This is a genomic window from Flavobacterium lindanitolerans (assembly GCF_002846575.1).
Lineage (GTDB): Bacteria > Bacteroidota > Bacteroidia > Flavobacteriales > Flavobacteriaceae > Flavobacterium > Flavobacterium lindanitolerans.
The window spans coordinates 178,690-203,392 of the sequence record NZ_PJND01000007.1 but is presented as its reverse complement, the minus strand read 5'-3'; the positions used below and the strand labels follow the sequence as shown (position 1 = coordinate 203,392).

Sequence of the window (24,703 nt, the reverse complement as noted above, 5' to 3'; positions counted from 1 at the left end):
CGTTTTTGGGATTTTTCAAAAATATAAAACCTTAACAATTAGCCATGTACTTAATATTCGATACCGAAACAACCGGATTGCCAAAGCGTTGGGATGCTCCCATAACAGATACAAACAATTGGCCTCGCTGTATTCAGATAGCCTGGCAGTTGCATGATGAAATGGGAAATCTGATTGAAAGCCAGGATTACCTTGTGAAGCCGGAAGGTTTTAATATTCCCTATGATGCGGAAAGAATCCACGGAATTTCTACAGAACTGGCGGCAGAAAGAGGAATCGGGCTTTCTGAGGTACTTGAGAAGTTTAATATTGCGCTTTCAAAATCGAAATTTATTGTCGGGCAAAACGTTGGCTTTGATGTCAATATCATGGGCTGCGAATTTTACCGTTTTGGAGTAGCATCTAAAATGGCAGAAATGCCCGTATTAGATACCTGTACAGAATATACGGCAGAACTTTTAAAATTACCGGGAGGAAGAGGAGGAAAATTCAAACTGCCAACACTGACGGAATTGCATCAGTTTTTGTTCAATCAGCCTTTTGCTGAAGCACACAACGCAACTGCTGACGTTGAAGCGACAACACGTTGTTTCCTGGAATTAATCAGAAGAGAGGCTTTTACGAAAGAACAGCTTGACGTACCGGCAGATTATTTTAGAAGGTTCAATGAAAACAATCCGAAAGAGATTCAGCTCATCGGATTAAAGCACATCAACCTGAAACAGGCATCTGATGAAGTGCGTGCCCGTTTGCAAAAAGCTACTGATGAGGCCCAGAAAAAGCAGACGGCAGAAAACACTATTTCTTTAACAGATGTTGATTTCGTACATCTGCACAACCATACGCAGTTTTCTGTATTACAATCCACGATTAGTATTGGCGACCTGGTTAAGGCTGCGGCTAAGCATAAAATGCCGGCCGTCGCCATGACAGACCATGCTAACTTAATGGGAGCTTTCCATTTTGTACGTGACGTACTGAACCATAATAAAGCCGCAAAAGCAAAAAACCAATCGCTCATTGATAATGGTGAAGAACCAACAGAGGTTTTGATGAAACCAATAGTGGGTTGCGAGTTTTTTGTCTGTGAAGATCACCTCGACCGTACCCGAAAAGATAATGGCTATCAGGTCGTTTTGCTGGCAAAGAATAAAAACGGTTATCATAACCTGGCCAAAATGTCTTCGATAGCCTATACCAAAGGTTTTTATTATGTGCCAAGGATAGATAAAGAAGTCATAAAACAATACAAAGAAGATATAATTGTCTTGTCGGGTAACCTTTATGGCGAAATACCGAGCAAGATTCTGAATATTGGTGAACATCAGGCAGAAGAAGCTTTGCTTTGGTGGAAACAGGAATTTGGAGAAGATTGTTACATTGAGTTGATGCGCCACAATCAGGAAGATGAAAATCGTGTAAATACTACTTTGATTTCTTTAGCGAGAAAACACGACCTGAAATTAGTGGCAACCAATAACATTTTCTATATCGACAAGGAAGATGCCAATGCACATGATATCCTTCTTTGTGTCCGTGACGGTGAAAAACAATCCACACCGGTAGGACGCGGTCGCGGCTACCGATATGGAATGCCTAATAAAGAATATTATTTTAAGTCGGGAGAAGAAATGAAGGCGCTTTTTGCTGATCTCCCGGAAGCCATATACAATATTCAGGAAATAGTCGAAAAAATAGAAATATTCGATTTGGCACGCGAAGTACTGCTTCCAAAATTTGATATTCCTGAACAATTCATTGTTCCTGAAGATGAAATCGACGGAGGTAAAAGAGGTGAAAATCTCTATCTCAAACACCTTACTTATGAAGGAGCCAAGAGAAGATACAAGGAAATAACACCTGAAATCCAGGAGCGTCTGGATTTTGAATTACAGACGATTGAAAAGACGGGTTATCCGGGTTACTTCCTGATTGTACAGGATTTTATTGCCGAAGCGAGAAAGCTGGATGTTTCTGTAGGTCCTGGCCGTGGTTCGGCAGCGGGTTCTGTTGTGGCTTACTGTTTGGGAATTACCAATATCGACCCGATGCTTTACGATTTGCTTTTTGAGCGTTTTCTAAATCCGGATCGTGTGTCCATGCCCGATATCGATATCGATTTTGATGACGAAGGACGTGGTCGTGTAATGGATTATGTTATCAATAAATACGGTTCCAATCAGGTAGCACAGATTATTACTTATGGAACCATGGCGGCAAAATCTTCAATCAGGGATACGGCCCGTGTTTTGGATTTACCGCTGTTTGAAGCGGATAAGATTGCCAAGCTTATCCCGATGAACCTCAATCTGGCGAAGATATTTACTTTTGATAACGAACAGCTTAAAAAGGCGCTTCGTGCCGAAGAATTTGATAAAGTACAGGAACTTATAGCGCTTGCAAATGCAGGAGATTTGGGTGGGGAAGCAATTACTCAGGCAAAATTATTGGAAGGAAATCTCCGAAATACGGGAATCCATGCCTGTGGTGTTATCATCACGCCAGACGATATTACAAATTTCGTCCCGGTTTCTACGGCAAAAGATTCGGATTTGTATGTAACGCAATTTGATAACTCAGTAGTAGAAAGTGCAGGTCTGCTAAAAATGGACTTTCTGGGTCTGAAGACCCTGACACTTATAAAAGATACCGTAAAACTGGTAAAATACAGAACGGGAATTGAACTGGATCCCGATGCTTTCCCGATTGATGATGTCAAGACGTATGAGCTTTTCCAAAGAGGAGAAACGGTTGGGATTTTCCAATACGAATCGGTTGGTATGCAGAAATACATGAAAGACCTGAAGCCAACGGTTTTTGGTGATTTGATTGCGATGAACGCATTGTATCGTCCGGGACCATTGGAATATATTCCGAGTTTCGTACGAAGAAAAAATGGGGAAGAAGAAATCGTCTATGACCTTGAAGCCTGCGAAGAATACCTGAAAGATACCTATGGAATTACGGTATATCAGGAGCAGGTAATGCTTTTGTCGCAAAAGCTGGCGAACTTTTCCAAAGGTGATGCCGACGTCTTGCGTAAGGCAATGGGTAAAAAGCAGAAAGACGTTCTGGATAAGATGAAATCCAAATTCATTGACCAGGCAGTTGCTAATGGCCATCCGGCAGATAAGCTTGAAAAAATATGGAAAGACTGGGAAGCCTTTGCACAATATGCGTTTAATAAATCACACTCCACTTGCTATGCCTGGATTGCCTACCAGACGGCTTACTTAAAAGCACATTATCCGGCAGAATATATGGCGGCGGTGCTTTCCAACAACATGAACGATATCAAACAGGTTTCGTTTTTCATGGAAGAATGTAAACGTATGGGATTGCAGGTTCTGGGGCCCGATGTTAATGAATCGTTCTATAAGTTTACGGTAAATGAAAATTATGCTGTCCGTTTTGGAATGGGAGCCATTAAGGGTGTTGGAATGGGAGCCGTACAGACTATTGTAGAAAACAGAAAAGAAGGAAAATACAAATCGATTTTTGATTTGGCAAAACGTATTGATTTGCGTGCCGCCAACAAAAAAGCATTTGAAAACCTGGCTCTTGCAGGAGGATTCGATTGCTTTACGGCACATCGTGCCCAATATTTCCATGATGAAGGCGATGGAATTACGTTTTTGGAAAAGGCCATGCGCTACGGTTCAAAATTTCAGGAAAATGAAAACTCTTCGCAAGTAAGTCTTTTTGGAGAAACAAGCGACGTGCAGATTCCGGAACCGGTCATACCGCCTTGTGAAGACTGGAGTACGATGGAAAAACTGGCAAAAGAAAAAGAAGTAGTTGGAATTTATATTTCCGGACATCCTCTTGATGATTACCGTTTTGAAATGAAATATTTCTGTAATGCCAAACTGGACGCATTGAAGAATCTGGAGGCACATGTCAATAAGAACCTGACAGTTGGAGGAATTATAACCGATGTACAGCATAGGGTTGCCAAAAACGGAAAAGGCTGGGCCTCGTTTGTATTGGAAGGCTATGATGAATCGGCAGAATTCAGAATATTTGGAGAGGAGTACCTTAAATTTCGTCATTTCCTCATACAGAATAATTTTACCTATATGAAAATTCTGGTGCGTGAAGGCTGGGCCAATGCGGAAACAGGGAAAAAAGGCGAGCCAAGAATCCAGTTCATAGGAATCCAGTATCTACAGGATGTGTTGACTACTTTTGCGAAAAAGCTTATTATCCAGATGAACATCCGTGAGCTGCATTCTGAAATGATTACAAAGCTAAGTCATATTTTTCAGGCTAACAGGGGAGAAAATAATGTGACTTTTGAAGTAATGGAGACCGAAAAGATTACAAAAGAAGTACCTGTTGCAGTAGAAACAAATGCGGATGAAATCGAAGCAATTCCTGATATGGAAAATGCAGAAGAGATGGAATTGAATGTTCCGGCAGTTGTAGAAGAAACCAAAGTAATTACCTATCTTTCTATGCCAAGCAGGAAATTAAAAGTGAATATTTGTGGTGAATTATTGCGTGAATTAGAAAAATTACAAGTCAACTTCAAATTAAATTAACTTTTTTGAGATAGAAATTGACAATATCTTTATAACCAAAACTAATTTTCAATTAACAAACATTACAGATAAAATAACTAATTTTGTAATGTAAAATTAAAGAACAAAAAATATGGCACAAGCAATAACTGATGCAACTTTCGAAGAAATTGTATTAAAATCAGATAAACCCGTTTTAGTGGATTTTTGGGCAGCATGGTGTGGACCTTGTAGAATGGTTGGTCCAATCATCGACCAAATCAGTACTGAATATGATGGGAAAGCTGTTGTTGGAAAAGTTGACGTAGATGCAAACCAGGAGTTTGCTGCTAAGTATGGCGTGAGAAATATTCCAACAGTATTGGTTTTCCAAAATGGAGAAGTAGTGGGAAGACAAGTAGGCGTAGCGCCGAAACAAAGCTACACAGACGCAATTGACGCATTGTTATAATCGAGAGATTATATTTTAATACGCCCTTCCAGGACCCCCAAAGTTCTGGAAGGGTTTTTTATTTTAATGTCAGTATAAAAGCAGTCCCCTGGTTAGGCTGTGTTTGTATGTCAATCTTGCAGTCAATGGCCTTAGCCAGATCGCGTATCAAATGCAGGCCTAATCCCGTCTTAATTCCAACAACTTCTTTATCGTCATATAAGGCTTTAAATTGTTCCTGAGTGCCACCCGGGCCATTATCTGTTATGGAAAGGTGTTTTATCCCGTTTTCCTGCCATGCTTTCCAGATTATTTTAGCATTATTGGTTTTTTCCAAAGCTTTGATGGCATTTCCGGTCAGATTTCGGATAATTGTTTTCAGGTAATTTTCATCAGTATTTAGTACTAATCCTTGCGGGTCTTCAAACAGAATGTCAATCTTCTCTTGTCCTGAAAAATGTTTTCGAGTGTCTTCAAATAACGAACCTACACTAATGGTTTTAGGCTGAGGTTTGAAGTTTTCCATTTGGCCTTTGCTCCAAAGCAATAAGTCTTCCATGGAATTAAGCAGGTTTTCGGCAGAATTGATTGTTTTGTCTTCCATTCTTTTTTTGCTTTCAGCATCCAGCAATTCGGGACTCTCTTTTTGCAGATGGAGAAAATGAATCAGACTCGACACAGGACTTCTCAAATCGTGGTTGAGGATACTGAAAAAGCGGGATTTTGTTTTATTGGCCAAATCCAATTCGTTATTCAGTTGCTGTAATTTTTCATTACTTCTTTTGCGGTTCCGGCTTTGGTAGAACAACAGTATCCCTATAATTCCCAATAGGATGAGACCCAGTATAAAATACCATTTCTGTTTTTCCTTACTCTCAATTTTGAGCTTATTGAACTGGATTTCCTTGTTTTTTAGTTCAATTGTCCGTTGGTCTTCCAGGTTTTTTACGGTTTCTTTTGTGTCAGTCTGATAGATGGAATCTTTATAGGTGTTGAATTTTTTGAAATAAAGAAGTGCGTTTTTTGAATCGCCCAATTCCTCATACAACGAGGCAATCTGTTTAAAATCGGTTGAAAGTGATTTGATGTCGTTGCTTTCCTGGTCGTAAATTACCGCTTCTTTCAGCATCAGTAAGGAAGTATCTGCCACGGGTCTGCTTTTGTAAAAGGAGTTGTTTTTTGGGTCTGCATACTTGTCCATGTAAATCATGGAAAGATTTTGCAGGTTGTAGGACATGACTCTGCGAATTTTTAACTCCTTGCTGATTTTTAATGCTTCCTTGATATGGCTTTCGGCCAGGTCATATTTTTTTAATTCCAAATAGGCACTTCCTAACGTCCCAAGATTTGTAGCTACAAAATTCAGGTTGTTGTTTTTTCGGTTGATTTCCAGCGCCTGATTAAGGTAGGAAACCGCTAGTTCGTTTTTACCTTCGTTATTGTATAATACGCCAATATTTTCAAGAATCACAGCTTTCATCGTCGGATTGTTGAACTTCTTGTTTATATCCAATGCTTTTTTGAAATATTCCAGTGCTTTTTTCCGGTCTTTCAGGTCGTTGTATATAAACCCGATGTTGATATAAGTGCCGGCAATTTCTTCGTTTTTGCCTAATTCCTCACTTAGTTTAAGCGATTTGAAACTATAGTCGAGTCCGTTTTTGTAATCATTTCTATAGATATAATAAACGGCTATATTCCGGTACAAAACACTCAATACCTGCTTGTCTTTAGTTTCTTTGGCAAATGCTAGACCTTTTCGGTAAAAATTAATCGCTGTAGAATCAGTTGTATTAATTCCCAGGCAACGGTAGCCTTCGGCCAGACCATTTTTAAAATCAATAGTTTCTGCCATTTCAATGGCGCTTTTTGCCAGTTGCTTTCCTTTTTCCGGGTCCACCCTTGAATATTCCTGGCTTAGCTTGTTTTTGATAATGACAATTGTTTTTTTGTCTTTGGTGTTTTTTAGGGCTGTTTCCAACGAATCAATCAGCATCTGTCCTTGCTTTTGGGCAGATAGTGCAGTAGAGAACAAGCAGAATACTAAAAATAAGAATGCCTTTTTCATGATAGCAGTATATTGATGTTTTCTTTAAAGCTCCTTCCCACAGGAATCATGGCTCCATTGCTGAGCAGGATTTCCTGGGTGTTGATTTTTTCTATGAATTGTTTTTGTACGGCAAAACTCCTGTGTATTCTTATAAAAGATTGAAAATGGGATTCTTTAAGCAACACTCCTATGCTTGACAGTACACAATGCCTTTTTTTAGAAGTAATAATCAGCGTGTAGTCTTTTAGGGCTTCAAGATATAAGATGTCATGTAGCTTGACTTTGGTCTGGTCGTGTCCTTCTTTTATATAAATCACATCACCACCTATGCTCGATTCAAATAAGGAGGCTTTATGCTTTATTTCCATGAATTCCTCAATGCGGCGCATGGTCTGGGCAAAGCGGTCAAATTTTAAAGGCTTGACGATAAAATCTAAAGTGTCAAGTTCAAAGCTTTCTACGGCAAATTCCGGGTGTGAAGTGATGAAAATACAGGCGGAAACTTCTAAAGCTTTTTTTCGCAATTCCACACCATTCATGCCGGGCATATCAATATCCAGAAACAAAATGTCCGGTTTGTTGTTTTCCATAAAAGCGAGTGCCTCGTCGGCGTTATCAAAAACGCCCAAAATGGAAAGGTTTTCAAACCGTTTCGCAAACGAAAGCACCGTAAGTCTGTCTATTTCGTCATCATCGACTATGATGCATTTTAACTTTTCCATATCCGGTAGGATTTACTCAAATATAGATAAAAAATTTAACATTTATTAAGAAAAATGTTATTGGTCTATTTAAAATGTTATTGGTCTATTTCCTGTTTTTTTAGCCTGATGATGTCTGCAACTTTGTCCCAACCAAATGAGTAAAAAATAACAACAAAAAATTAGAGAAATGAAAACGATTAAAATCTTATCAGGAGCTTTATTGGCAATTTTAGCAATCTCTTGCAGCAGTGACGATAGCAAACCATCTTATCCTGTTGAAAATCCATTGGAATCTTATCATACACAGGCAGGATTTACAACTACGAGCAATTTTATTAATTCAGGCAGCTATGAATTTGGATTGGCATTTTCTCCAAATGTAAAAGGAGTGATGAAAGCGATAACGGTTAAAATGCCAGATGCAAACCCGGCATTGAAAGTTACAATCTGGGATTATACAACGAAAGAAGTTTTAAAAACCGAAACCGTAAATGTAGCAACTGCAAATACTCTTGTTACACATCCTATTACTGATTTGGCATTAGAAAAAGACAAGAAGTATATGATTACCATGAATTCCAATGATTGGTATAAAAGAAGTAAGGCGGATAATACAAATGCAACTTATCCTATTACAGCAGGAAATATTAAGTTTTTAGAATACAGATGGGTAAATGGAGCCACACAGGTATATCCAACCAATGTATCTTTAAATTATAATGGAGGTGATTTAAGTTTTGATTTTAAGAGAACAGAATAATTTCTGGGGTTAGTTAGAAAAAGACCTGGTGTTTTACGGCCAGGTCTTTTTTTTTACTGCAAAAAAATAGATGAACAGTTGACAATGCGGTAATGAATTATAGTGTTTTTAGGATTAGTTGAAAAAGGTCTGGAGAATAATAATCCGGGCCTTTTTTTGTTTAGCAAAGTCTTGGGATAAATTTTTAAATCAGTCAATCTTTCAATATATTTGAAGAATGAAGATTGAATCGCAAATAGAAAAAATTTCCAGTTTCCAGCATTTGGAGCTGTTAGCCAATCAGGTTGTCGAGGGTTTTATTTCGGGAATGCACAAAAGCCCATTTCATGGGTTTTCTGCCGAATTTGCAGAACATAAGGTGTATAATTCCGGTGAAAGTACAAAACATATCGATTGGAAACTGTTCGCAAAAACTGACAGGCTCTATACTAAACGTTTTGAAGAAGAAACCAACCTCCGTTGCCACCTGATTATTGACAATTCATCTTCCATGCATTACCCAAAATTACAGGATGGGCAACAATTTTTCGAAAGCAAGATTGGATTTGCTGTACTCGCATCGGCAGTATTGATGAATCTGCTCAAAAAACAACGGGATGCTGTCGGGTTGAGTGTCTATTCAGACAGTTATGAATATTATGCTCCGGAAAAAGGAAGCGAGCGCCATCACCGGATGCTTCTCAATAAACTGGAACAATTGCTGGCAGAGCCAAAACAGTCTAAAAACACCGATACGGTTACTTTCCTGCATCAGATTGCCGAAAAGATGCACCGCCGTTCCATGATTATATTGTTTACGGACATGTTTCAACCCGGAAATGAAGAAGCGTTGCTGAATGCGTTACAGCATTTAAAACACAACAAGCATAAAGTCGTATTGTTTCATGTTATCGATAACAAAACGGAACTAAGCTTTGATTTTGACAATACGCCAAGAAAATTTATAGACGTTGAATCGGGAGAAGAGGTCAATCTTTTTGCAGATAACATAAAAGAAGAGTATGAAAAACGCGCTGAAAGCTATTTTAAGCGATTGTCATTGACCTGCGCACAGAACAGAATCAAGTATGTTCCTGTGTCGGCGGGTAAAAATTTTGAAAAAATACTCACTACATATTTGGTTGAAAAACAAATGTTTGGGTAAAACGATAAAAAAAGTTTTGATTTTTTTTGCAAAAATGCTTGCAGAAGTAAAAAACTGTGGTATATTTGCACTCGCAATTAAGCGCTGGTTTGGTAGTTCAGTTGGTTAGAATACATGCCTGTCACGCATGGGGTCGCGGGTTCGAGTCCCGTCCAGACCGCTAAATTGGGGGAAGCCTTTCGAAAGAAAGGCTTTTTTGCCCAAAAAGGTTTTTAAGATTAGTTGTGTTGTTTAGGTACGAAAGTACCAGGTTTAGTAGTTAGACCAATGAAAAGCTTTCCATTTACTTGGAGGGCTTTTTTGATTTACATAACGCCTCCTTTTATCATTAAAACCATACTCCCCTAAATTCCCATACTTTATACAGAAAAAGTCCCAGGAATCCCATACACACAACAAATTTTATAAAGGTTGAAGCTAAAAATCCGATAAATGATCCGGTTGCTGCTTTTAGTGCACGGGAATGGTCTTTGGAATCGTATAACATTTCGCCAATAAAAGCACCCAGAAAAGGACCTATAACAAACCCAAAAGGAATAGGGGCAATCAGTCCGACAACCAATCCTATGTTGGTGCCCCAGATTCCATAGGAACTGCCGCCAAAATGTTTGGTTCCCTTAGCCGGAATAATATAGTCCAAAATGCCGGAAACAATGGCTATGAAAAGCGTAATGCCCAACACCCAGTATTCGGTTTCAATTCCGTCGCAAAAGTAAAGGAGCAGCAAACCTATCCAGGAAAGAGGAGCATCTGGAAGCACAGGCAGGAAGCTGCCGATGATTCCTCCAATCACGCACAAAAATCCGGCAATCAATAAAAAATATTCCATAAATTAAATTTATTATTTTTGAATTATGTAATATTACAAAATGCCTGCCAATCATCACATGAGAAAACTAACAGCAATTCTTTTTTTAGGACTTTTGTGTTCTTGCCAGAATCTTCAGAATCAGAAGATTTCTGAAGAAGAACTGCTCAAACAGGAGCTCCAGAAAGTAAACTGGAATCAGGTAGATGAATTTCCTTCGGTGGCAACTTGTGATTCCATTAAGGATGAAACAACCCGAAAGCAGTGTTTTTTTGACTTCCTAACGGTTACCATCCAACAGAAACTGGATTTGGATACGTTGTCAATATTATATCCACAGATTGATACAATACAGGTTAAGGTTACCGTATATCCGGATTCAAGAATTGAGTTCGAACCACAGTTCCCGTCCGATAGTCTGGCCTATGATAAAGTGAAAATTGACAGCATACTCCATAGCCGTCTGACCGATTTTCCAAAGATTAATCCCGCTTTGAAAAGAGGCATTCCGGTAAAGACGCAATTTATCTTGCCTGTAATTCTCAATGTAGAATAATAAGCTTAGAATTTTCTGCCTTTCCATTCGTATTTTCCAAAAAGGGAATACAGCGCAACTGTTGTACTGAAAAAAGGATAAAGCAGATTGCTGATTAGAAAAAACCGGACCTGTTCCGGCTTTAGAAACTTTCCGGTTGGATTTAGCAACAGGAAATCGGCAAAGATTTTTACAGCAAACAGCAGATACCAGCTCCAAAAAGAAAACAGTCCCAAAAATGTCAAAAGCAATCCGACAACAATAGCCAGATTTCCTCCAAAAACAATAAGGGCAAGAATTTTCCCGAAAGCATTCTGATAGGATGCCGTTTTTGAAGCCCAACGTACCCGTTGATGGAAAACCGCTTTCCAGCTATCCAAAGGTTCCGTCAGGACAATATTGCATTCAGATTTTAGGTATTGTACTTTTTCAGGATATTTCGCCACGGCTTTTTGCAGTACAAAAACATCATCACCGCTGGCAAGGTCATCATTTCCTTCAAAGCCACCGAGTTCAAAAAATAAATCCTTTTTATAAGCGAGGTTGGCTCCGTTACACATAAAAGCCTTATGCAGTCCGAAACTTCCTATAGTGGCTCCCTGCAGGCTAATCATATCCAATTGCTGGAATTGCTGTAGGAAAGATTCATCCGCAGAAAAAGATACTGCCCCGGCAATCATTACAGGATTATGGTTTTGAATGTAGCTGTCGATTGTTTTTAGCCAGTCTGGGCTAACAAAACAGTCGGCATCGGTAGTTATAACCCATTCGTTTTCTAAGAGGTTTATTGCTGTTACAATTGCGTCTTTTTTTGGGGAAGCGGATTTTCGGACGGAGTCAATTATCCGGTAGTCGAAACTCAAAGCCTGGAAGTTCTGGATAATGCTAACGGAATCGTCTGTTGAGCCATCGTTTACAAAGATAACCTCGAATTTTGACCTTGGGTAGTCCATCTGCGAGAAAGAATACAGCAATTGGGGAAGATGTTGAGCCTCATTTCTGAAAGGAACAATAATCGAAAAGGTAGATTTTGGCTCAGAGCTGTTGTTTTTGAAAACAGCCACCTTGCGGAATCCGTAAGCCAGTCCGATGATAAAAACGGAATAGATACCCACGATTCCAAAAAACAGAAAGGCTATGATTTCCATTTCGACTTAAAATTAAAGACATAATAACTTCCTATAACTACAGGAAGCACCACATTTAAAAACCACATCAAGGTACTGATAAAAACAACAATCCATTCGTTTACGCCAAGCAATCCGAAAAAAAAGACGGCAACACTTCCTTTGACAGCAAAATCTAAAAACTGGAATGTGGGTAAGGAAGAAGCCAGGAAATAGACACTCGTAATAGTTGCCATAAGTAATACATAAGGCAGCTTGACATCAAAAGCAAGAAACAGGAAATAATACTGATGCGAAAAGATGAGGTAACGGCCAACCGCCAGAAGCATATTCTTTTGATGAATTTGCTTTGGAATCTCGTTTATCTTTTCAAATAGCAGATGAAGAGAGTAGCCTTTAACCGTAATTTTTTTCAAGCCAAAGAGGAGGACGACTATAAGCAGTACTATTCCAAAGACAAGCAAAAGGCTTTTATTGGAAACGATTGGAAATTTATAATTGAAATAAAGCAATCCGACCGTACCAAAAATGATGGTCAGAATCATTTGGATTCCGTTGCAAATCAGGTTTAGAAATACAATTCTTTTGGCTTCCTTTTTTTTGAAATATAATGTTTTGGCACCATATTCTCCAATTCCGTTTGGTGTGAAAATGGAGGCAGTCAATGCGCCTAAGACCTGCTCTGTGGCGCTGCCAATAGAAATTTTTTCAACGACCTGAGCAAGATTCTGCCATTTTAAGATTTCAAAATAGCGATTGAAAAAGCTGAATGATAGTAAGAAAATAATGCCCCAGAAAGATTTTTTCCTGTCCAGTAAATCAAGAAATTTTTGCCAATCCAACTGTTCATTATGCGCCAATTGATTCCAGATAAAATAAAATGCGCCGCCAACAATCAAAAGTTTGACCAGAAACACGAGGAATTGTTTAGCTTTGTGAGGAATTGCAATCATTCGGCAAAATAACAAATTAAAATTGGCAAACGAACGTATCATATTAGGAATTGATCCCGGAACTACCATCATGGGTTTTGGATTGATAAGAGTCATCAATAAAAAAATGGAGTTTTTACAATTGAATGAACTTATATTGAGCAAATATGATGATCATTATACCAAGCTAAAAGTCATTTTTGAAAGAACCATCGAATTAATTGAAACCCACCATCCGGATGAAATTGCCATCGAAGCGCCCTTTTTTGGAAAAAACGTTCAGTCGATGCTGAAATTGGGACGGGCTCAGGGTGTTGCCATGGCAGCAGGTCTTTCGCGACAGATTCCTATTACGGAATACGAACCTAAAAAGATAAAAATGGCCATTACAGGAAACGGTAATGCATCTAAAGAACAGGTAGCTAAAATGCTTCAGCAACTTCTGGCATTAAAAGAATTACCAAAAAATCTCGACAGTACAGACGGTTTGGCAGCAGCAGTATGCCACTTTTTTAATTCCGGAAAAGCAACCGGTACCAAAAGCTATTCGGGTTGGGATGCTTTTGTAAAACAAAATGAAGAAAGAGTAAGGAAATAATATATTTCTGCACGATACTAAAAAATGAGCGGTATTTACATCCATATCCCTTTTTGCAAACAGGCTTGCCATTATTGCGACTTTCATTTTTCGACTTCTATGAAAAAGAAAGAAGAAATGGTACAGGCATTGGTGAAAGAAATGCAAATGCGGAAATCGGAATTTGAAAACGAAATCGTAGAAACCATTTATTTTGGCGGCGGTACACCTTCGGTTTTGTCTGATGAGGAACTGGATTTTTTAATTGATGCCATATATGCCAATTTTAAAGTGGCAGAAAATCCGGAAATTACTCTGGAAGCCAATCCTGATGACCTTTCAGATGAACGAATTGTTGAGTTGGCGGGCAGTCGGATTAACCGTTTAAGTATCGGTATTCAGTCTTTTTTTGAGAATGATTTGAAAATGATGAATCGTGCGCATAATGCCGAAGAAGCCAAAAAATCACTGGAAACGGCAACACGTTATTTCGACAATATTTCCATCGACCTCATTTATGGCATTCCGGGAATGACAAATGAAATGTGGAAACAGAATATAGAAACGGCCCTGAGTTTTGGCATTCCGCATATTTCAAGCTACGCCTTAACGGTAGAGCCCAAAACGGCCCTAAAGAAATTAATCCAGATCGGAAAAGTTTCCGAACCCAAAGATGAAGTGGCTCAGGAACATTTTATGATCCTGGTAGAAATGCTTCAGCAGCACGGATTCATTCATTATGAACTGTCCAATTTTGGCAAGCCGGATTATTTCTCCAAAAACAATTCGGCCTATTGGCTGGGCAAAAAATATATTGGTATTGGTCCTTCTGCCCATAGTTATGACGGTATTTCCAGAAGCTGGAATATTGCCAACAATCCAATCTATCTGAAAGAAATCGAAGCCGGAAAATTACCCGGTGAAGTCGAGATTTTGACCGCAAATGACCGCTATAATGAATATATCATGACCGGTCTTCGCACTATTTGGGGCGTTTCGCTTAATCGCATTCAAAAAGAATTTGGGGAAGAAGTATTGCAATATTTACAAAAGCAATCGGAAAAGTTTATTGCTGACGGATTGCTTGCCGTCGAAAAGAATATCTTGAAAACAACACCAAAAGGAAAGTTTTTGGCAGATGGAATTGCAAGTGATTTGTTTTTGATAAATTTGGATGATTAAATGCAAAAGCCAGGTGGTTTTTGTACTAATTAAAACATCTGACAATGATTGCTACAATCCAGCATAATAACCAAAATTTTGAAGTTGACTTTTCAAAACCGATAGACATTTCCATTACCCTGACAAATACTGATGAAAATCCTATTGCCTGGTATATAGAAAAACCCGTCATAGAACCCGTCCGTTTTGGTCATTGGGTAGGAAAGGTTTCTGAAGGAAGTTCCTCTACCAATTTCAATAATATCTTTTTTAATCCGCACGGACACGGGACACACACAGAATGTTTGGGGCATATTACAAAAGAATTTTACAGCATCAACCGGCATCTGAAAACCTTTTTCTTTACGGCAGAATTAGTTTCTGTTGAACCGGAATTGCGTGGTGAAGACCGGGTAATCACCAAAAACCAGATAGAAAAGGCTTTGGAAGGAAAATTTCCAGAAGCCATTGTCATCAGAACGTTGCCAAATCCGGAAGAAAAGCTTTCGAGAAAATATTCCGATACTAATCCGCCTTATCTGGATGAAAAAGCAGCAGTTTTTATCAGAGAAAGAGGAATCAAACACCTGCTGATTGATTTGCCAAGCGTTGATAAGGAAAGAGACCAGGGTAAATTGTTGGCTCATAAGGCATTCTGGAATGTTAAAAACACCTATGATTTGAACGATGATGCCCGATTTGATGCCACAATTACGGAACTAATCTTTGTGCCTGACCATGTAGAAGACGGGAGTTATCTGCTTAATCTGCAAATAGCTTCTTTTGAAAATGACGCCAGTCCAAGCAAACCTGTTCTATATAAGATATGATTAGGATTTCTTCAGACAAAGACAAATTGGATATTTCGTTTATCCATAAATTCCTCACCAACACCTATTGGGCAAAAGGAAGAACTATGGAAGAAGTGAAGACGACTATTGAGAATTCTTATTGTTTTGGGATTTACAGCAATGGAAAGCAGATAGGATTTGCAAGAGTAGTGACAGATTATGTTGTTTTTGCGTATATTATGGATGTTTTTATAGCGGAAGAACAGCAAGGCAAAGGATATTCGTCACTGTTGATGGACAGATTATTAAGCGAGCCGGCTTTTAGCAAGGTAAGGACATGGCGACTGGCAACAGCAGACGCCCACTTTTTATATGAGAAATTTGGATTTGGAGCATTGGCCAATCCGGAAAAACAAATGGAAAAAATAATAAGATAATGCATATACAAGCCTATTTTGAGTATTGCCTTTCTAAAAAAGGAGTAACAGAACATTTTCCTTTTGATGAAGACACATTGGTTTTTAAAGTCGGTGGAAAAATGTTCGCGCTTTCCTCACTTAGTGGTTGGGAAAAAGGAACACCATCTATCAATTTAAAATGTGATCCGGAACGGGCAGAAGAGTTTCGTGCCGAGTTTGACGACATTAAGCCGGGCTATCATATGAGCAAAGTCCACTGGAATACGGTTTCTCTGCATGGTGATGTTACTGACAAGATGGTAAGGGAACTTATTGATCATTCCTATGATTTGGTTTTCAAAAGCTTAACAAAGAAAATCCAAACTGAAATTATTGAATTAAAAAATTAGGTATTACTTTTGTGGATATATGTCTACAAATTCAGCAACTGAAAGATGAAAGAACAAATTAAAAAGTTTTTAAACGAAGAACAAGACCCAAAAGCAATCGAAAAGATTACTTCAAAACTGACCGATCTGCTCATGAAAAATGAGGAAATAGGCTATATAGGAGTGCAAAAAAAACCTGCCATTACGGTTTTTCCGGACAGCATTGTGCTTACAAACAAAAGGATTATTATCTGCAAGCCTAAAAATTTAGGATTGTCAATGGATTTCACAGATTATACATGGGATGATATTGCTGGGACTTTTGTAAAAGAAAATATTTTAGGTTCCGAATTTTCATTTACAACTAAAACAGACCTGACCATTTCTATCGATTATATACCAAAAACACAGGCAAGAAAAATCTATACTTTTGCTAAAGAACAACTGGATGTATTAAAAAATGGTCCGGTTGCGCCTGCTTTTGCTGAAGAACCAAAAGTAGAAGAATTCGAAGAAAAAGAAATCGTTGCAGAAACATTTGCTGAAGTAGAAGAACCGGAAGTTATTGAAGAAATGGAAACTGAAGAAGTGACTGATTTTGCTGAAATCATTCCTGTTTCCCAATCCGGATACCGAGATGAAAAACAATATCCGGATGAAAAGCCTGAAGTTGCAAAGGAAAAAACTTTAGGAGAATTGTCGCAGGACGAACTGTTTGAAAAATTACAGAATTATAAAAAGCTATTGGACAACGGACTCATTATGCAGGGAGAATATGATGCCTTGAAAAAAGAAATTTTAAGCCATATGTAAACTGCCATGAGCAAGGATATTGAAAACCTGATACCGCACAGGGCACCTTTTTTATTTGTTGACGAAATTATTTCTGTAGATAAAGAACAAATCATAGGCGTTAAGAAGTTTGACGACACGAATTTTATCTTAAAAGGTAATTTCCCGGAATTTAATTATGTTCCCGGGACTATTCTGTTAGAATCAATGGCGCAATGTGGTGGAGCCGGTGTTCGGTTATTAGGAGTTACCAACGGAATCTTTGCTTTGGCTTATATTGAAACGGCAGAATTTTTAAAAGGCGTTTTGTTTGGCGAACAGGTAAAGTTTGTTATCCGGAATTTGCGACTAAGCGAAAAAATAATCAAGCAATCCGGAAAGGCTTATGTGGGTGACGACATTGTTATGGAAGGCTCCTGGATGAGTATGCGAATTGAAGAAGCGATTTAGGAATAAAACACTTTAATATAGAAAAGGCGAAGAGTATCTGATGCTCTTCGCCTTTTTATTTTTTATTATCGATATTATAAAGTACGTTTTTGCTTTTCTACAAAATTATGGGCCTGTAGCTCCAAAAGTTCTTTTGCCTTTTTGCGTTGGAGGTCAAATAATCCTTTATCAGTAGCGATGTCTTCATAAACTTTATCGTGCATTTGAGCGCTGGTTTTCACCAATAGCTCTCTCTGATATTTGTCCTGGCTGATAGTGGCTTTTAAGGCAGTTTCTATATCCTCTAACTTAAAGTCGTATTCTCCTTTTGGCGACAATAGTTTTGCAATAATTGGTGAAGTCTCAATCGCCAGAAACAATAACATGATAAAGAAAGAAGGCAGCCAAGGCAGTTTGTTCAATGCATTGATTCTTGCCATAAGTCCGTCAAATCCATCTATAATCGGCTGGGTTTCGGTTACTTTCTTATCCTGGTCGGCTTCCAGTTTTTTCGATAGTTTTTCTGTTTCGGTAATTTTGGCCAGATTGTTTTTTCTTAAAGTGTCCAGTTCTGATTTAGCCAAATCATGCTTTGCAATCTTTTCTTTAAAAACCGGACCTTTGCCAAGTTTCTTGGTTCCGGCTGTTCCTTCAGCTTCCGCAATATAAGTCTCATACAAAGTATTGACTTCTTTTTCCTTTTTCGTTATTTCAGATTTAAGACTGTCAATTTTGGCTTTGTTTTTTTCAAGATCCGATTTGAAATAATTGGCAACCTCTTTTTTGTTATTCAACGCCATTGCGTTCTTTTCTTTCAAAAGCACGGTGTCGATTTCTTTTTCAAAGATTTTGATTTCCAAAGGTTTTGAGATAACAATGGCAATAATAATAGCCAATGCAATCCTGGGTGTTGCCTGAATAAATTCGTTAGAAAAGCTGTCTCTTTTTCGAATTGTAGAAACGATAAAACGGTCCAGATTAAAAATTAACAATCCCCATACAAATCCAAAAAATACGGCGGTATAAACATTGTCAAAAACGGTATAGAGTGCATAACTGCTGGCGAAAAATGCCATAACTGCTGTGAAAAATACGGTGGCTCCAATTCCGGCATATTTGTTTTGCTCGCCATTGGAGCAGCTTTCGATGATTTTTTTGTCAACTCCGGAGCAGACAATAAAGAAGTGTTTTAACATAATGATTGATGATTAGAATATTGGAAACGTGTCCAATAATATGATTGATGATGATGTCTGCAAAAGTAACGCCAAATTTCAATAAATGTTATAAAATGTTGATATGTTTTGGCTTAGGGATAAAAAAAATCCGCCTTCTGGCGGATTTATAATGGAGATTATAACTAACTACAAATTTTCCCTTTTGTATTTATGAGACTCCCATTTGTAGTATTCAATTCTTGATTATCTTATCAAAAATTTCAACCTTATCCAGCGGATATTTCTCAGGAGCCTTACCCATCTGTTTTTTGTCAAAATAATTGTGTGTATAAAAATGGAATTGAAACGGCTGCGGATGTTTTTGGGTTCTGGCGTTTTTCATGACAGAACTTCCAAGGACGTAGGCAATGTCAGACGGACTGTACTTATTCAGTTCTGTATTCTTTACGTTTACATCATCAATCCAAATAGCATATTTTTTTGAATCCTTATAGTCTTCTAATTCTGCCGCAGTTGGTGATTTCTTGACATGACTTTTAGGAATTCTCAGGTATGGTTTAAAGCGGTCTTTTTCTTTTGCTGTTAATTCTTCGTAAGTTTTGTCTAAAATAATGTCTTTGCCTTGCAATCTGTCCTTTGTCCAGGTTCCGGTTTTATAAATAATAAATCTTACGCCAGCGAAATAAGCAGCCTCATTGGTTTGATTTTTTTCATTGGGTTGCTTTTTTTTCCAATTGGAAATTGGCTGATTCATTTCACTTTCTTTGACACGCTCCCCGTTTATCCAAACTTCCTGCTCTTTGTCTTTCGCGGCTGTTTTTTCTATGCAGGAAGCAAATACCAGTCCTGCTAAAACAGGTACTAAGGCTATTTTTTTAAGAAAAGCTCTTGATTTTGATGTGGTTTTAGTCATCATAATTAATCTTTTTTTGGTTACTGAAAAATTCAAATTACTGGCCAGGTAAAAGTTACTGTTCCATGATGCCTTTTCGACAAGCAGATTTTGGTAAAATGAAACATTTTTATGCGATTCTACCACGTTTTCGTCTGCCAGAAATTCGTGGTTGAGTTGTATTGCTTTTTTATAGAAGACCAGTATGGGGTTGAACCAGAACAGGGTCTTCAATATTTCGATGAATAGGACATCGTAAGTATGTTTCTGTCTTACATGTGTCAATTCGTGTGTATACAGTTCTTGCTGTATGTTTTGGCTGTTAAAATCATCTTCGTTTATGAAAATGTATTGTAGGAACGTATGCGGCAGCTGCTCTTCTTTGGATAGGACCAATGTGGAACAATTAAAGGCTACCTTTTGGCTTTTCTTAGCCTTTAGAATTAAGTCATAAATATTTTTTCCAAACCGGATAACCAGAAATAATGTTGTTAGCGCATATAGACTCCAAAGTATGATTGGAATATAATTTTTGCCGCTTTTCTGGACTGTGGCAGCACCTACATCTATGGACTTGTCCTGCGTCAAAACCGGAATTGAATCTGACTGTGATAATAACAAAGGTTTTGGTAAGGATTCAACCGCTATTTCAATTGTAATAAAGGGAATTGTAAAAGAAAGCAACAAGCTGAATAGAAGGTAAAACCTATTAAACGTGTGCATTTTTTCTTTTTCCAAAAAAAGATGATAAATACCTAATAGTACAATCAGGCTAGCGGTTGATTTTAATAAAAAGGCTTCCATTTTAATGAAAATAGATTAGTTTTTTAGACTGTATTTAAATGTATTGGCACATTGTATTTAACTCTTACTGCCTTTCCTTTTAAAGTTCCTGGCTGCCATTTTGGAGAGGTTTTTAACAATCTCAATAATTCTTCCGCTGTTCCCTTTCCTAAATCTTTTACGATTTTGATATCGGATAAGCTTCCGTCAGTTTCAACTACAAAAGAAGCAATGAGATTCCCTTTTCCTTTAAAACCGGAAGGTATCTGGTATTCTTTTTTAACAAATTTGAAAAAAGCTTGTAAACCGCCTGGAAATTTTGGTACTGAGAGCCCATCATCTGATTTTCCTGGCGAAGCTTCATAAACTTTCTGTGTTTCTTGCTCTCCCATTGTTGGCTCTTCTACTTTTATGATTTGCTTTTTGGCTACTACTTCAGTTACCTCTTTTTGATTATCTGTTTCAAAACATGAGAAGGAAATCAGACCAGCTAAAATTGGCAGTACCGATAATTTTGTGAGCAGAGCTCTCGATTTTGATGTGGTTTTAGTCATCATAATTAATCTTTTTTTGGTTACTAAAAAATTCAAGTTACTGGCCAAGTAAGAGTTGCTGTTCCAAGATGCCTTTTCCAAAAGCAGGTTTTGGTAAAAAGGAACATTATTATAGGATTTCACGACTTTTGCATCTGCAAGAAATTCGTGGTTGAGTTGTATTGCTTTTTTGTAAAAAATCAGGATTGGATTGAACCAAAACAGGGTTTTTAAAATTTCAATTACTAAGACATCAATTGTATGTTTTTGTCGTACATGTGTTAATTCATGAGTATATAATTCTTCCTCTACATTTCGGTTTTCATAATCTTCTTTATTAATGAATATATAATTCAGAAAGGTGTGAGGCACTATTTTTTCTTTGACCAGAACCAAAGTTGAAATTTCAAATTTTTTCTTTGGATTGGACTGTATCTTTTTGGTAATTGACAATAGGTTTTTGATAAATCGAAAAAGGAAAAGTGAGGTTATGATCCCATACAAAATCCATAAAACCCATACAGAATAATCGGATTGCTGTTCTATCGAAATAGCTTGTGCCTGTATTGTTTGAACGGCATACGGAATCAGATTTTGCTGTAATTCTTCATGTATAGGTTCAAATTGGATAAACGGGATTGCAAACGAAACCGCCAAACTGGCCAAAAGATAAACTCTGTTGAAAACGTTCATTTTCTCTTTTTCCAGAAAGAGAATATAAACGCCCAAAAGGATAGCCAGGCAAAGTGACGATTTGATTAGAAAGCCGATCATTTTTTCTTTTTTTGAATTTCTTTGTCGATAATCTTTTGGAGTTCTTCCAGTTCTTTTTGTGTCAGATTCGTTTCTTTAGTAAAGAAAGAAGCAAATTGCGAGGCTGAATTATTAAAAAAGTTTTTAATCAGCCCGTTTACATGTTTCGAAAAATAATCCGATTTTTCAACCAAAGGATAATACTCCCTTGAGTTACCAATTTCATTATAAGCTATAAATTTTTTATCGGCCATCCTTTTTAATAAGGTAGCAATGGTTGTTGTGGCTGGTTTTGGATCCGGATAACATTCAAGCAGGTCTTTCATAAAACCTTTTTCCAGTTTCCAAAGGTGCTGCATCAATTGTTCTTCTGAGTTGGATAGTTGCATGGTATTTTATTGTTGTATTTCTATTTCATTAATTACATTGCCGTTTTCATAGGTCCTGATTCCTAACAGCTGCCCGTTTTCATCATAAAATTTCCAGTCGCCGTTGTAAAACCAATGGATTTCTTCATCTGTTACGACCATTTTTGTATTTCCTTCTGTCATTATCTTGCCATTATCATAATAGTATATAGTATGGCAAATGTCATTTTTATATTTTTCTTCCCGGACTAACTTTTTGTCGGAAAACTGTCGGTGGATGCCTTTCCCTATTCCGTCGCGGAATCTTCCAACGCTTTTATATATTTTACCATCTATGGTGTCATATTCAACCCATCTTCCAACACGTTCATTGTTTCGAATCCGATTGGTTTTGCAACCAGATAATATTAAAATGAATAATAACGCTGAAATTGAGGGTGTTATTTTTATAATCCTCATTCTATAGTTTTGTAATTACTCTACAAATGTAGAAATAAAATTTAATTCTACAAGTGTAGAATGAATTTTTTTTTTTGAAATAAAAAAATCCGCTCATTTCTGGGCGGATTTTTATTTGATTTATTAATGAGTTAGTGCTGAATTGGCTGTGAGAGGTTACTCATTGTAATTTTTAGCTGATTTATAAACTCTATTGGCTCTCCCTTGGCGTTATAGGCAGGAGTCCATCGAGGCATCTTTTTTAAAAGTTTGATTGCTGATTCAGCAGATCCATAACCAAGGTCATTTATGACTCTAATGTTTTTTACTTTGCCCTTGGTGTCAATTGTAAAATCTACAATCAATACTCCTTTTCCCTGGAAACCGTTAGGTATTACATAGTGTTTCATCGCATATTTACTAAGCGATAATTTATGATCACCACCTTGGAATTTAGGAAAAACCGCTACTGCATTTTCAGCAACAGATGTAGGATTTTGCACTGTTTCAGTTTGCTGGGCAATACAAGCCATTGTAAAAGCCATTGAGAAAACTACACTAAATAGAAATTTTTTAAGCATGTATTTATTTCGACAATTCTACAAAATACTTATAAAACAACGGGATAGTTTCAATTCCTTTTAAATAATTGAATACACCAAAATGTTCGTTAGGTGAGTGAATGGCATCGCTATCCAAACCGAATCCCATTAAAATAGTCTTGCTTTTTAATTCTTTTTCAAACAAAGCTACAATTGGAATACTGCCTCCGGAACGAACAGGAATTGGCTGTACGCCAAAGCTTTCGTTATAGGCTTTTGCCGCTGCCTGATAACCAATGCTGTCAATTGGAGTCACATAACCCTGACCACCGTGATGCGGTTTCACTTTTACTTTTACGCCGCTTGGAGCAATGCTCTCAAAGTGTTTTGTGAATAGTTCAGTAATTTCATGCCAGTCCTGATTTGGAACCAGACGCATCGAAATTTTAGCATAGGCCTTGCTGGCAATAACTGTTTTTGCGCCTTCTCCGGTATAGCCTCCCCAGATTCCATTAACATCTAAAGTAGGACGGATAGAGTTTCTTTCATTGGTTGTATAGCCTTTTTCGCCATAAATGTCGTTAAGGTCAAGCGCTTTTTTATAGTCTTCTAAAGAGAAAGGCGCTTTTGCCATTTCTGCTCTTTCGGCATCAGAAAGTTCTTCAACCTTATCATAGAAGCCCGGAATCGTGATGTGATTGTTTTCATCATGAAGCGAGGCAATCATTTTGGCTAAAACATTGATAGGGTTGGCTACTGCACCACCATATAATCCGGAATGTAAATCGCGATTTGGTCCTGTAACTTCCACTTCCACATAACTTAATCCGCGCAATCCAGTTGTAATTGATGGTTGTGTATTGGAAATCATTCCCGTGTCAGAAATCAGGATTACGTCATTTTTGAGTTTTTCCTGGTTTCTTTCCACAAACCAGCTTAAGCTAGCCGAACCAACTTCTTCTTCACCTTCAATCATGAATTTCACGTTACATGGCAGGTTATTGGTTTGCACCATATATTCCAAAGCCTTAACGTGCATATACATCTGTCCTTTGTCGTCACAGGCACCTCTGGCGAAAATAGCGCCTTCCGGATGTAACTCTGTTTTTTTGATAACCGGTTCAAAAGGAGGCGAAGTCCATAAATCCAACGGATCTGGTGGCTGCACATCATAATGCCCGTAAACCAATACTGTTGGCAGGTTTTTGTCAATTATTTTTTCTCCGTAAACGATAGGGTATCCTGGGGTGTCGCAAATTTCAACAAAATCACAGCCTGCTTTTTCGAGGCTTGCTTTGACAGCGTTAGCGGTATCGATAACATCTTGGGAGTAGGCAGAATCTGCACTGACAGATGGAATCTTCAGTAAATCAATAAGTTCGTTGAGGAAACGTTCTTTGTTTTTCTGAACGTAATCTTTTAAAGTATCCATGAAAGGTAAAATTGATATGTTGTCTGCCAAAAATACAAAAAAAGAATTTTTAATTTTTTTTAATTTTTTATTTGAAAGTTCAAAACTATGACTATATTTGCACCTCGATTGAGACAATAGTCAAGATCAAATGTCTACTGCGGGTATGGTGAAATTGGTAGACACGCCAGACTTAGGATCTGGTGCCGCAAGGTGTGTAGGTTCGAGTCCTATTACCCGCACAAAAGGTTAGCC

24 protein-coding genes and 2 tRNA genes are annotated in these 24,703 nt (G+C 37.8%); 14 read left to right on the top strand and 12 right to left on the bottom strand.

Features of this window, described 5'->3' with window-relative positions:
- The first annotated feature begins 44 nt into the window (after window positions 1-44).
- Both dnaE and trxA read left to right on the top strand, forming a co-directional pair.
- Entirely contained in the window at window positions 45-4,544 is a 4,500-nt protein-coding gene (dnaE, locus tag B0G92_RS00955; RefSeq protein ID WP_101470772.1) for a DNA polymerase III subunit alpha, read from the top strand.
- 112 nt (window positions 4,545-4,656) lie between these two features.
- Window positions 4,657-4,974 carry a thioredoxin gene (gene trxA, locus B0G92_RS00950; RefSeq protein ID WP_056072021.1) on the top strand — a complete coding sequence of 106 codons (318 nt, stop codon included), beginning with the start codon at window positions 4,657-4,659 and terminating at the stop codon, window positions 4,972-4,974.
- A gap of 58 nt (window positions 4,975-5,032) precedes the next feature.
- Here trxA and B0G92_RS00945 read toward each other — a convergent pair whose 3' ends face one another.
- Together B0G92_RS00945 and B0G92_RS00940 are read right to left on the bottom strand one after the other, a co-directional pair.
- A complete protein-coding gene (locus B0G92_RS00945) occupies window positions 5,033-7,021 on the bottom strand; it encodes a tetratricopeptide repeat-containing sensor histidine kinase (protein ID WP_101470771.1) in 1,989 nt (662 codons plus the stop codon).
- Window positions 7,018-7,725 carry a LytR/AlgR family response regulator transcription factor gene (locus tag B0G92_RS00940; protein WP_101470770.1) on the bottom strand — a complete coding sequence of 236 codons (708 nt, stop codon included), beginning with the start codon at window positions 7,723-7,725 and terminating at the stop codon, window positions 7,018-7,020. Before B0G92_RS00940 ends, B0G92_RS00945 begins: the two co-directional genes overlap by 4 nt.
- A 169-nt stretch (window positions 7,726-7,894) precedes the next feature.
- Between B0G92_RS00940 and B0G92_RS00935 the strand changes: the two genes are divergently transcribed.
- The 3 genes from B0G92_RS00935 (at window position 7,895) to B0G92_RS00925 (ending at window position 9,771) form a co-directional block, all read left to right on the top strand.
- A complete protein-coding gene (locus tag B0G92_RS00935) occupies window positions 7,895-8,467 on the top strand; it encodes a DUF4082 domain-containing protein (protein ID WP_101470769.1) in 573 nt (190 codons plus the stop codon).
- Window positions 8,468-8,684: 217 nt separating this feature from the next.
- Window positions 8,685-9,611: a DUF58 domain-containing protein gene (locus B0G92_RS00930; RefSeq protein WP_101470768.1), complete on the top strand. Its 927-nt coding sequence runs from the start codon at window positions 8,685-8,687 to the stop codon at window positions 9,609-9,611.
- 86 nt (window positions 9,612-9,697) lie between these two features.
- Window positions 9,698-9,771, top strand: a tRNA-Asp gene (locus tag B0G92_RS00925).
- A gap of 168 nt (window positions 9,772-9,939) precedes the next feature.
- On the opposite strand, the gene B0G92_RS00920 is transcribed toward B0G92_RS00925, so the two are convergent.
- Window positions 9,940-10,440, bottom strand: a complete 501-nt coding sequence (locus tag B0G92_RS00920; protein ID WP_101470767.1) for a DUF456 domain-containing protein — start codon at window positions 10,438-10,440, stop codon at window positions 9,940-9,942.
- A 58-nt stretch (window positions 10,441-10,498) separates the two neighbouring features.
- Between B0G92_RS00920 and B0G92_RS00915 the strand changes: the two genes are divergently transcribed.
- A complete protein-coding gene (locus B0G92_RS00915) occupies window positions 10,499-10,975 on the top strand; it encodes a hypothetical protein (RefSeq protein WP_056072527.1) in 477 nt (158 codons plus the stop codon).
- Window positions 10,976-10,980: 5 nt separating this feature from the next.
- Here the strand turns inward: B0G92_RS00915 and B0G92_RS00910 are convergent, their stop codons facing one another.
- Together B0G92_RS00910 and B0G92_RS00905 are read right to left on the bottom strand one after the other, a co-directional pair.
- Window positions 10,981-12,102 carry a glycosyltransferase family 2 protein gene (locus B0G92_RS00910; RefSeq protein ID WP_245867651.1) on the bottom strand — a complete coding sequence of 374 codons (1,122 nt, stop codon included), beginning with the start codon at window positions 12,100-12,102 and terminating at the stop codon, window positions 10,981-10,983.
- Entirely contained in the window at window positions 12,090-13,034 is a 945-nt protein-coding gene (locus tag B0G92_RS00905; protein WP_101470766.1) for a lysylphosphatidylglycerol synthase domain-containing protein, read from the bottom strand. The genes B0G92_RS00910 and B0G92_RS00905 overlap by 13 nt, the downstream gene beginning before the upstream one ends.
- Window positions 13,035-13,056: 22 nt before the next feature.
- Here B0G92_RS00905 and ruvC point away from each other — a divergent pair, with 22 nt between their 5' ends.
- Genes ruvC through B0G92_RS00870 form a run of 7 tightly spaced genes read left to right on the top strand, consistent with a single transcriptional unit; the run spans window position 13,057 to window position 17,571 of the window.
- Window positions 13,057-13,611 (top strand): crossover junction endodeoxyribonuclease RuvC, encoded by a 555-nt coding sequence (gene ruvC, locus B0G92_RS00900; RefSeq protein WP_056072040.1) that lies wholly within the window; start codon window positions 13,057-13,059, stop codon window positions 13,609-13,611.
- Between the two features lie 24 nt (window positions 13,612-13,635).
- The gene (gene hemW / locus B0G92_RS00895; protein ID WP_101470765.1) at window positions 13,636-14,772 is read left to right on the top strand and encodes a radical SAM family heme chaperone HemW; all 1,137 of its coding nucleotides are present in this window, start codon (window positions 13,636-13,638) and stop codon (window positions 14,770-14,772) included.
- 44 nt (window positions 14,773-14,816) lie between these two features.
- Window positions 14,817-15,581, top strand: coding sequence for a cyclase family protein (locus B0G92_RS00890; protein WP_101470764.1), 765 nt, complete (start codon window positions 14,817-14,819; stop codon window positions 15,579-15,581).
- Window positions 15,578-15,979, top strand: coding sequence for a GNAT family N-acetyltransferase (locus B0G92_RS00885; protein WP_101470763.1), 402 nt, complete (start codon window positions 15,578-15,580; stop codon window positions 15,977-15,979). Before B0G92_RS00890 ends, B0G92_RS00885 begins: the two co-directional genes overlap by 4 nt.
- Window positions 15,979-16,350, top strand: a complete 372-nt coding sequence (locus B0G92_RS00880; RefSeq protein ID WP_101470762.1) for an MmcQ/YjbR family DNA-binding protein — start codon at window positions 15,979-15,981, stop codon at window positions 16,348-16,350. Before B0G92_RS00885 ends, B0G92_RS00880 begins: the two co-directional genes overlap by 1 nt.
- A gap of 45 nt (window positions 16,351-16,395) precedes the next feature.
- Entirely contained in the window at window positions 16,396-17,142 is a 747-nt protein-coding gene (locus B0G92_RS00875; RefSeq protein WP_101470761.1) for a PH domain-containing protein, read from the top strand.
- 6 nt (window positions 17,143-17,148) lie between these two features.
- Window positions 17,149-17,571: a 3-hydroxyacyl-ACP dehydratase FabZ family protein gene (locus B0G92_RS00870; protein WP_101470760.1), complete on the top strand. Its 423-nt coding sequence runs from the start codon at window positions 17,149-17,151 to the stop codon at window positions 17,569-17,571.
- A gap of 74 nt (window positions 17,572-17,645) precedes the next feature.
- Here the strand turns inward: B0G92_RS00870 and B0G92_RS00865 are convergent, their stop codons facing one another.
- From B0G92_RS00865 to B0G92_RS00835, 7 genes are all read right to left on the bottom strand, one after another.
- Window positions 17,646-18,746 carry a DUF4407 domain-containing protein gene (locus tag B0G92_RS00865; RefSeq protein WP_101470759.1) on the bottom strand — a complete coding sequence of 367 codons (1,101 nt, stop codon included), beginning with the start codon at window positions 18,744-18,746 and terminating at the stop codon, window positions 17,646-17,648.
- 214 nt (window positions 18,747-18,960) lie between these two features.
- Window positions 18,961-20,424 (bottom strand): M56 family metallopeptidase, encoded by a 1,464-nt coding sequence (locus B0G92_RS00860; RefSeq protein WP_101470758.1) that lies wholly within the window; start codon window positions 20,422-20,424, stop codon window positions 18,961-18,963.
- A gap of 23 nt (window positions 20,425-20,447) precedes the next feature.
- Window positions 20,448-21,710 carry a M56 family metallopeptidase gene (locus B0G92_RS00855; RefSeq protein WP_101470757.1) on the bottom strand — a complete coding sequence of 421 codons (1,263 nt, stop codon included), beginning with the start codon at window positions 21,708-21,710 and terminating at the stop codon, window positions 20,448-20,450.
- Complete coding sequence (locus tag B0G92_RS00850) at window positions 21,707-22,078, bottom strand: BlaI/MecI/CopY family transcriptional regulator (protein WP_101470756.1); 372 nt, start codon at window positions 22,076-22,078, stop codon at window positions 21,707-21,709. The genes B0G92_RS00855 and B0G92_RS00850 overlap by 4 nt, the downstream gene beginning before the upstream one ends.
- A 6-nt stretch (window positions 22,079-22,084) precedes the next feature.
- Window positions 22,085-22,516: a toxin-antitoxin system YwqK family antitoxin gene (locus B0G92_RS00845; protein ID WP_101470755.1), complete on the bottom strand. Its 432-nt coding sequence runs from the start codon at window positions 22,514-22,516 to the stop codon at window positions 22,085-22,087.
- A 131-nt stretch (window positions 22,517-22,647) separates the two neighbouring features.
- Window positions 22,648-23,076 (bottom strand): energy transducer TonB, encoded by a 429-nt coding sequence (locus tag B0G92_RS00840; RefSeq protein ID WP_101470754.1) that lies wholly within the window; start codon window positions 23,074-23,076, stop codon window positions 22,648-22,650.
- 4 nt (window positions 23,077-23,080) lie between these two features.
- On the bottom strand, window positions 23,081-24,469 hold the full coding sequence (locus tag B0G92_RS00835; RefSeq protein ID WP_101470753.1) for a dipeptidase: 1,389 nt from the start codon (window positions 24,467-24,469) through the stop codon (window positions 23,081-23,083).
- 139 nt (window positions 24,470-24,608) lie between these two features.
- Between B0G92_RS00835 and B0G92_RS00830 the strand changes: the two genes are divergently transcribed.
- Window positions 24,609-24,690, top strand: a tRNA-Leu gene (locus tag B0G92_RS00830).
- The last annotated feature ends 13 nt before the right edge of the window (window positions 24,691-24,703 follow it).

What these genes read in the sequence shown, in the direction of transcription:
- dnaE (WP_101470772.1), top strand. Translation starts at nt 45, where the DNA reads ATGTACTTAATATTCGATACCGAAACAACCGGATTGCCAAAGCGTTGG.
- trxA (WP_056072021.1), top strand. Translation starts at nt 4,657, where the DNA reads ATGGCACAAGCAATAACTGATGCAACTTTCGAAGAAATTGTATTAAAA.
- B0G92_RS00945 (WP_101470771.1), bottom strand. Translation starts at nt 7,021, where the DNA reads ATGAAAAAGGCATTCTTATTTTTAGTATTCTGCTTGTTCTCTACTGCA.
- B0G92_RS00940 (WP_101470770.1), bottom strand. Translation starts at nt 7,725, where the DNA reads ATGGAAAAGTTAAAATGCATCATAGTCGATGATGACGAAATAGACAGA.
- B0G92_RS00935 (WP_101470769.1), top strand. Translation starts at nt 7,895, where the DNA reads ATGAAAACGATTAAAATCTTATCAGGAGCTTTATTGGCAATTTTAGCA.
- B0G92_RS00930 (WP_101470768.1), top strand. Translation starts at nt 8,685, where the DNA reads ATGAAGATTGAATCGCAAATAGAAAAAATTTCCAGTTTCCAGCATTTG.
- B0G92_RS00920 (WP_101470767.1), bottom strand. Translation starts at nt 10,440, where the DNA reads ATGGAATATTTTTTATTGATTGCCGGATTTTTGTGCGTGATTGGAGGA.
- B0G92_RS00915 (WP_056072527.1), top strand. Translation starts at nt 10,499, where the DNA reads ATGAGAAAACTAACAGCAATTCTTTTTTTAGGACTTTTGTGTTCTTGC.
- B0G92_RS00910 (WP_245867651.1), bottom strand. Translation starts at nt 12,102, where the DNA reads ATGGAAATCATAGCCTTTCTGTTTTTTGGAATCGTGGGTATCTATTCC.
- B0G92_RS00905 (WP_101470766.1), bottom strand. Translation starts at nt 13,034, where the DNA reads ATGATTGCAATTCCTCACAAAGCTAAACAATTCCTCGTGTTTCTGGTC.
- hemW (WP_101470765.1), top strand. Translation starts at nt 13,636, where the DNA reads ATGAGCGGTATTTACATCCATATCCCTTTTTGCAAACAGGCTTGCCAT.
- B0G92_RS00890 (WP_101470764.1), top strand. Translation starts at nt 14,817, where the DNA reads ATGATTGCTACAATCCAGCATAATAACCAAAATTTTGAAGTTGACTTT.
- B0G92_RS00885 (WP_101470763.1), top strand. Translation starts at nt 15,578, where the DNA reads ATGATTAGGATTTCTTCAGACAAAGACAAATTGGATATTTCGTTTATC.
- B0G92_RS00880 (WP_101470762.1), top strand. Translation starts at nt 15,979, where the DNA reads ATGCATATACAAGCCTATTTTGAGTATTGCCTTTCTAAAAAAGGAGTA.
- B0G92_RS00875 (WP_101470761.1), top strand. Translation starts at nt 16,396, where the DNA reads ATGAAAGAACAAATTAAAAAGTTTTTAAACGAAGAACAAGACCCAAAA.
- B0G92_RS00870 (WP_101470760.1), top strand. Translation starts at nt 17,149, where the DNA reads ATGAGCAAGGATATTGAAAACCTGATACCGCACAGGGCACCTTTTTTA.
- B0G92_RS00865 (WP_101470759.1), bottom strand. Translation starts at nt 18,746, where the DNA reads ATGTTAAAACACTTCTTTATTGTCTGCTCCGGAGTTGACAAAAAAATC.
- B0G92_RS00860 (WP_101470758.1), bottom strand. Translation starts at nt 20,424, where the DNA reads ATGGAAGCCTTTTTATTAAAATCAACCGCTAGCCTGATTGTACTATTA.
- B0G92_RS00855 (WP_101470757.1), bottom strand. Translation starts at nt 21,710, where the DNA reads ATGATCGGCTTTCTAATCAAATCGTCACTTTGCCTGGCTATCCTTTTG.
- B0G92_RS00850 (WP_101470756.1), bottom strand. Translation starts at nt 22,078, where the DNA reads ATGCAACTATCCAACTCAGAAGAACAATTGATGCAGCACCTTTGGAAA.
- B0G92_RS00845 (WP_101470755.1), bottom strand. Translation starts at nt 22,516, where the DNA reads ATGAGGATTATAAAAATAACACCCTCAATTTCAGCGTTATTATTCATT.
- B0G92_RS00840 (WP_101470754.1), bottom strand. Translation starts at nt 23,076, where the DNA reads ATGCTTAAAAAATTTCTATTTAGTGTAGTTTTCTCAATGGCTTTTACA.
- B0G92_RS00835 (WP_101470753.1), bottom strand. Translation starts at nt 24,469, where the DNA reads ATGGATACTTTAAAAGATTACGTTCAGAAAAACAAAGAACGTTTCCTC.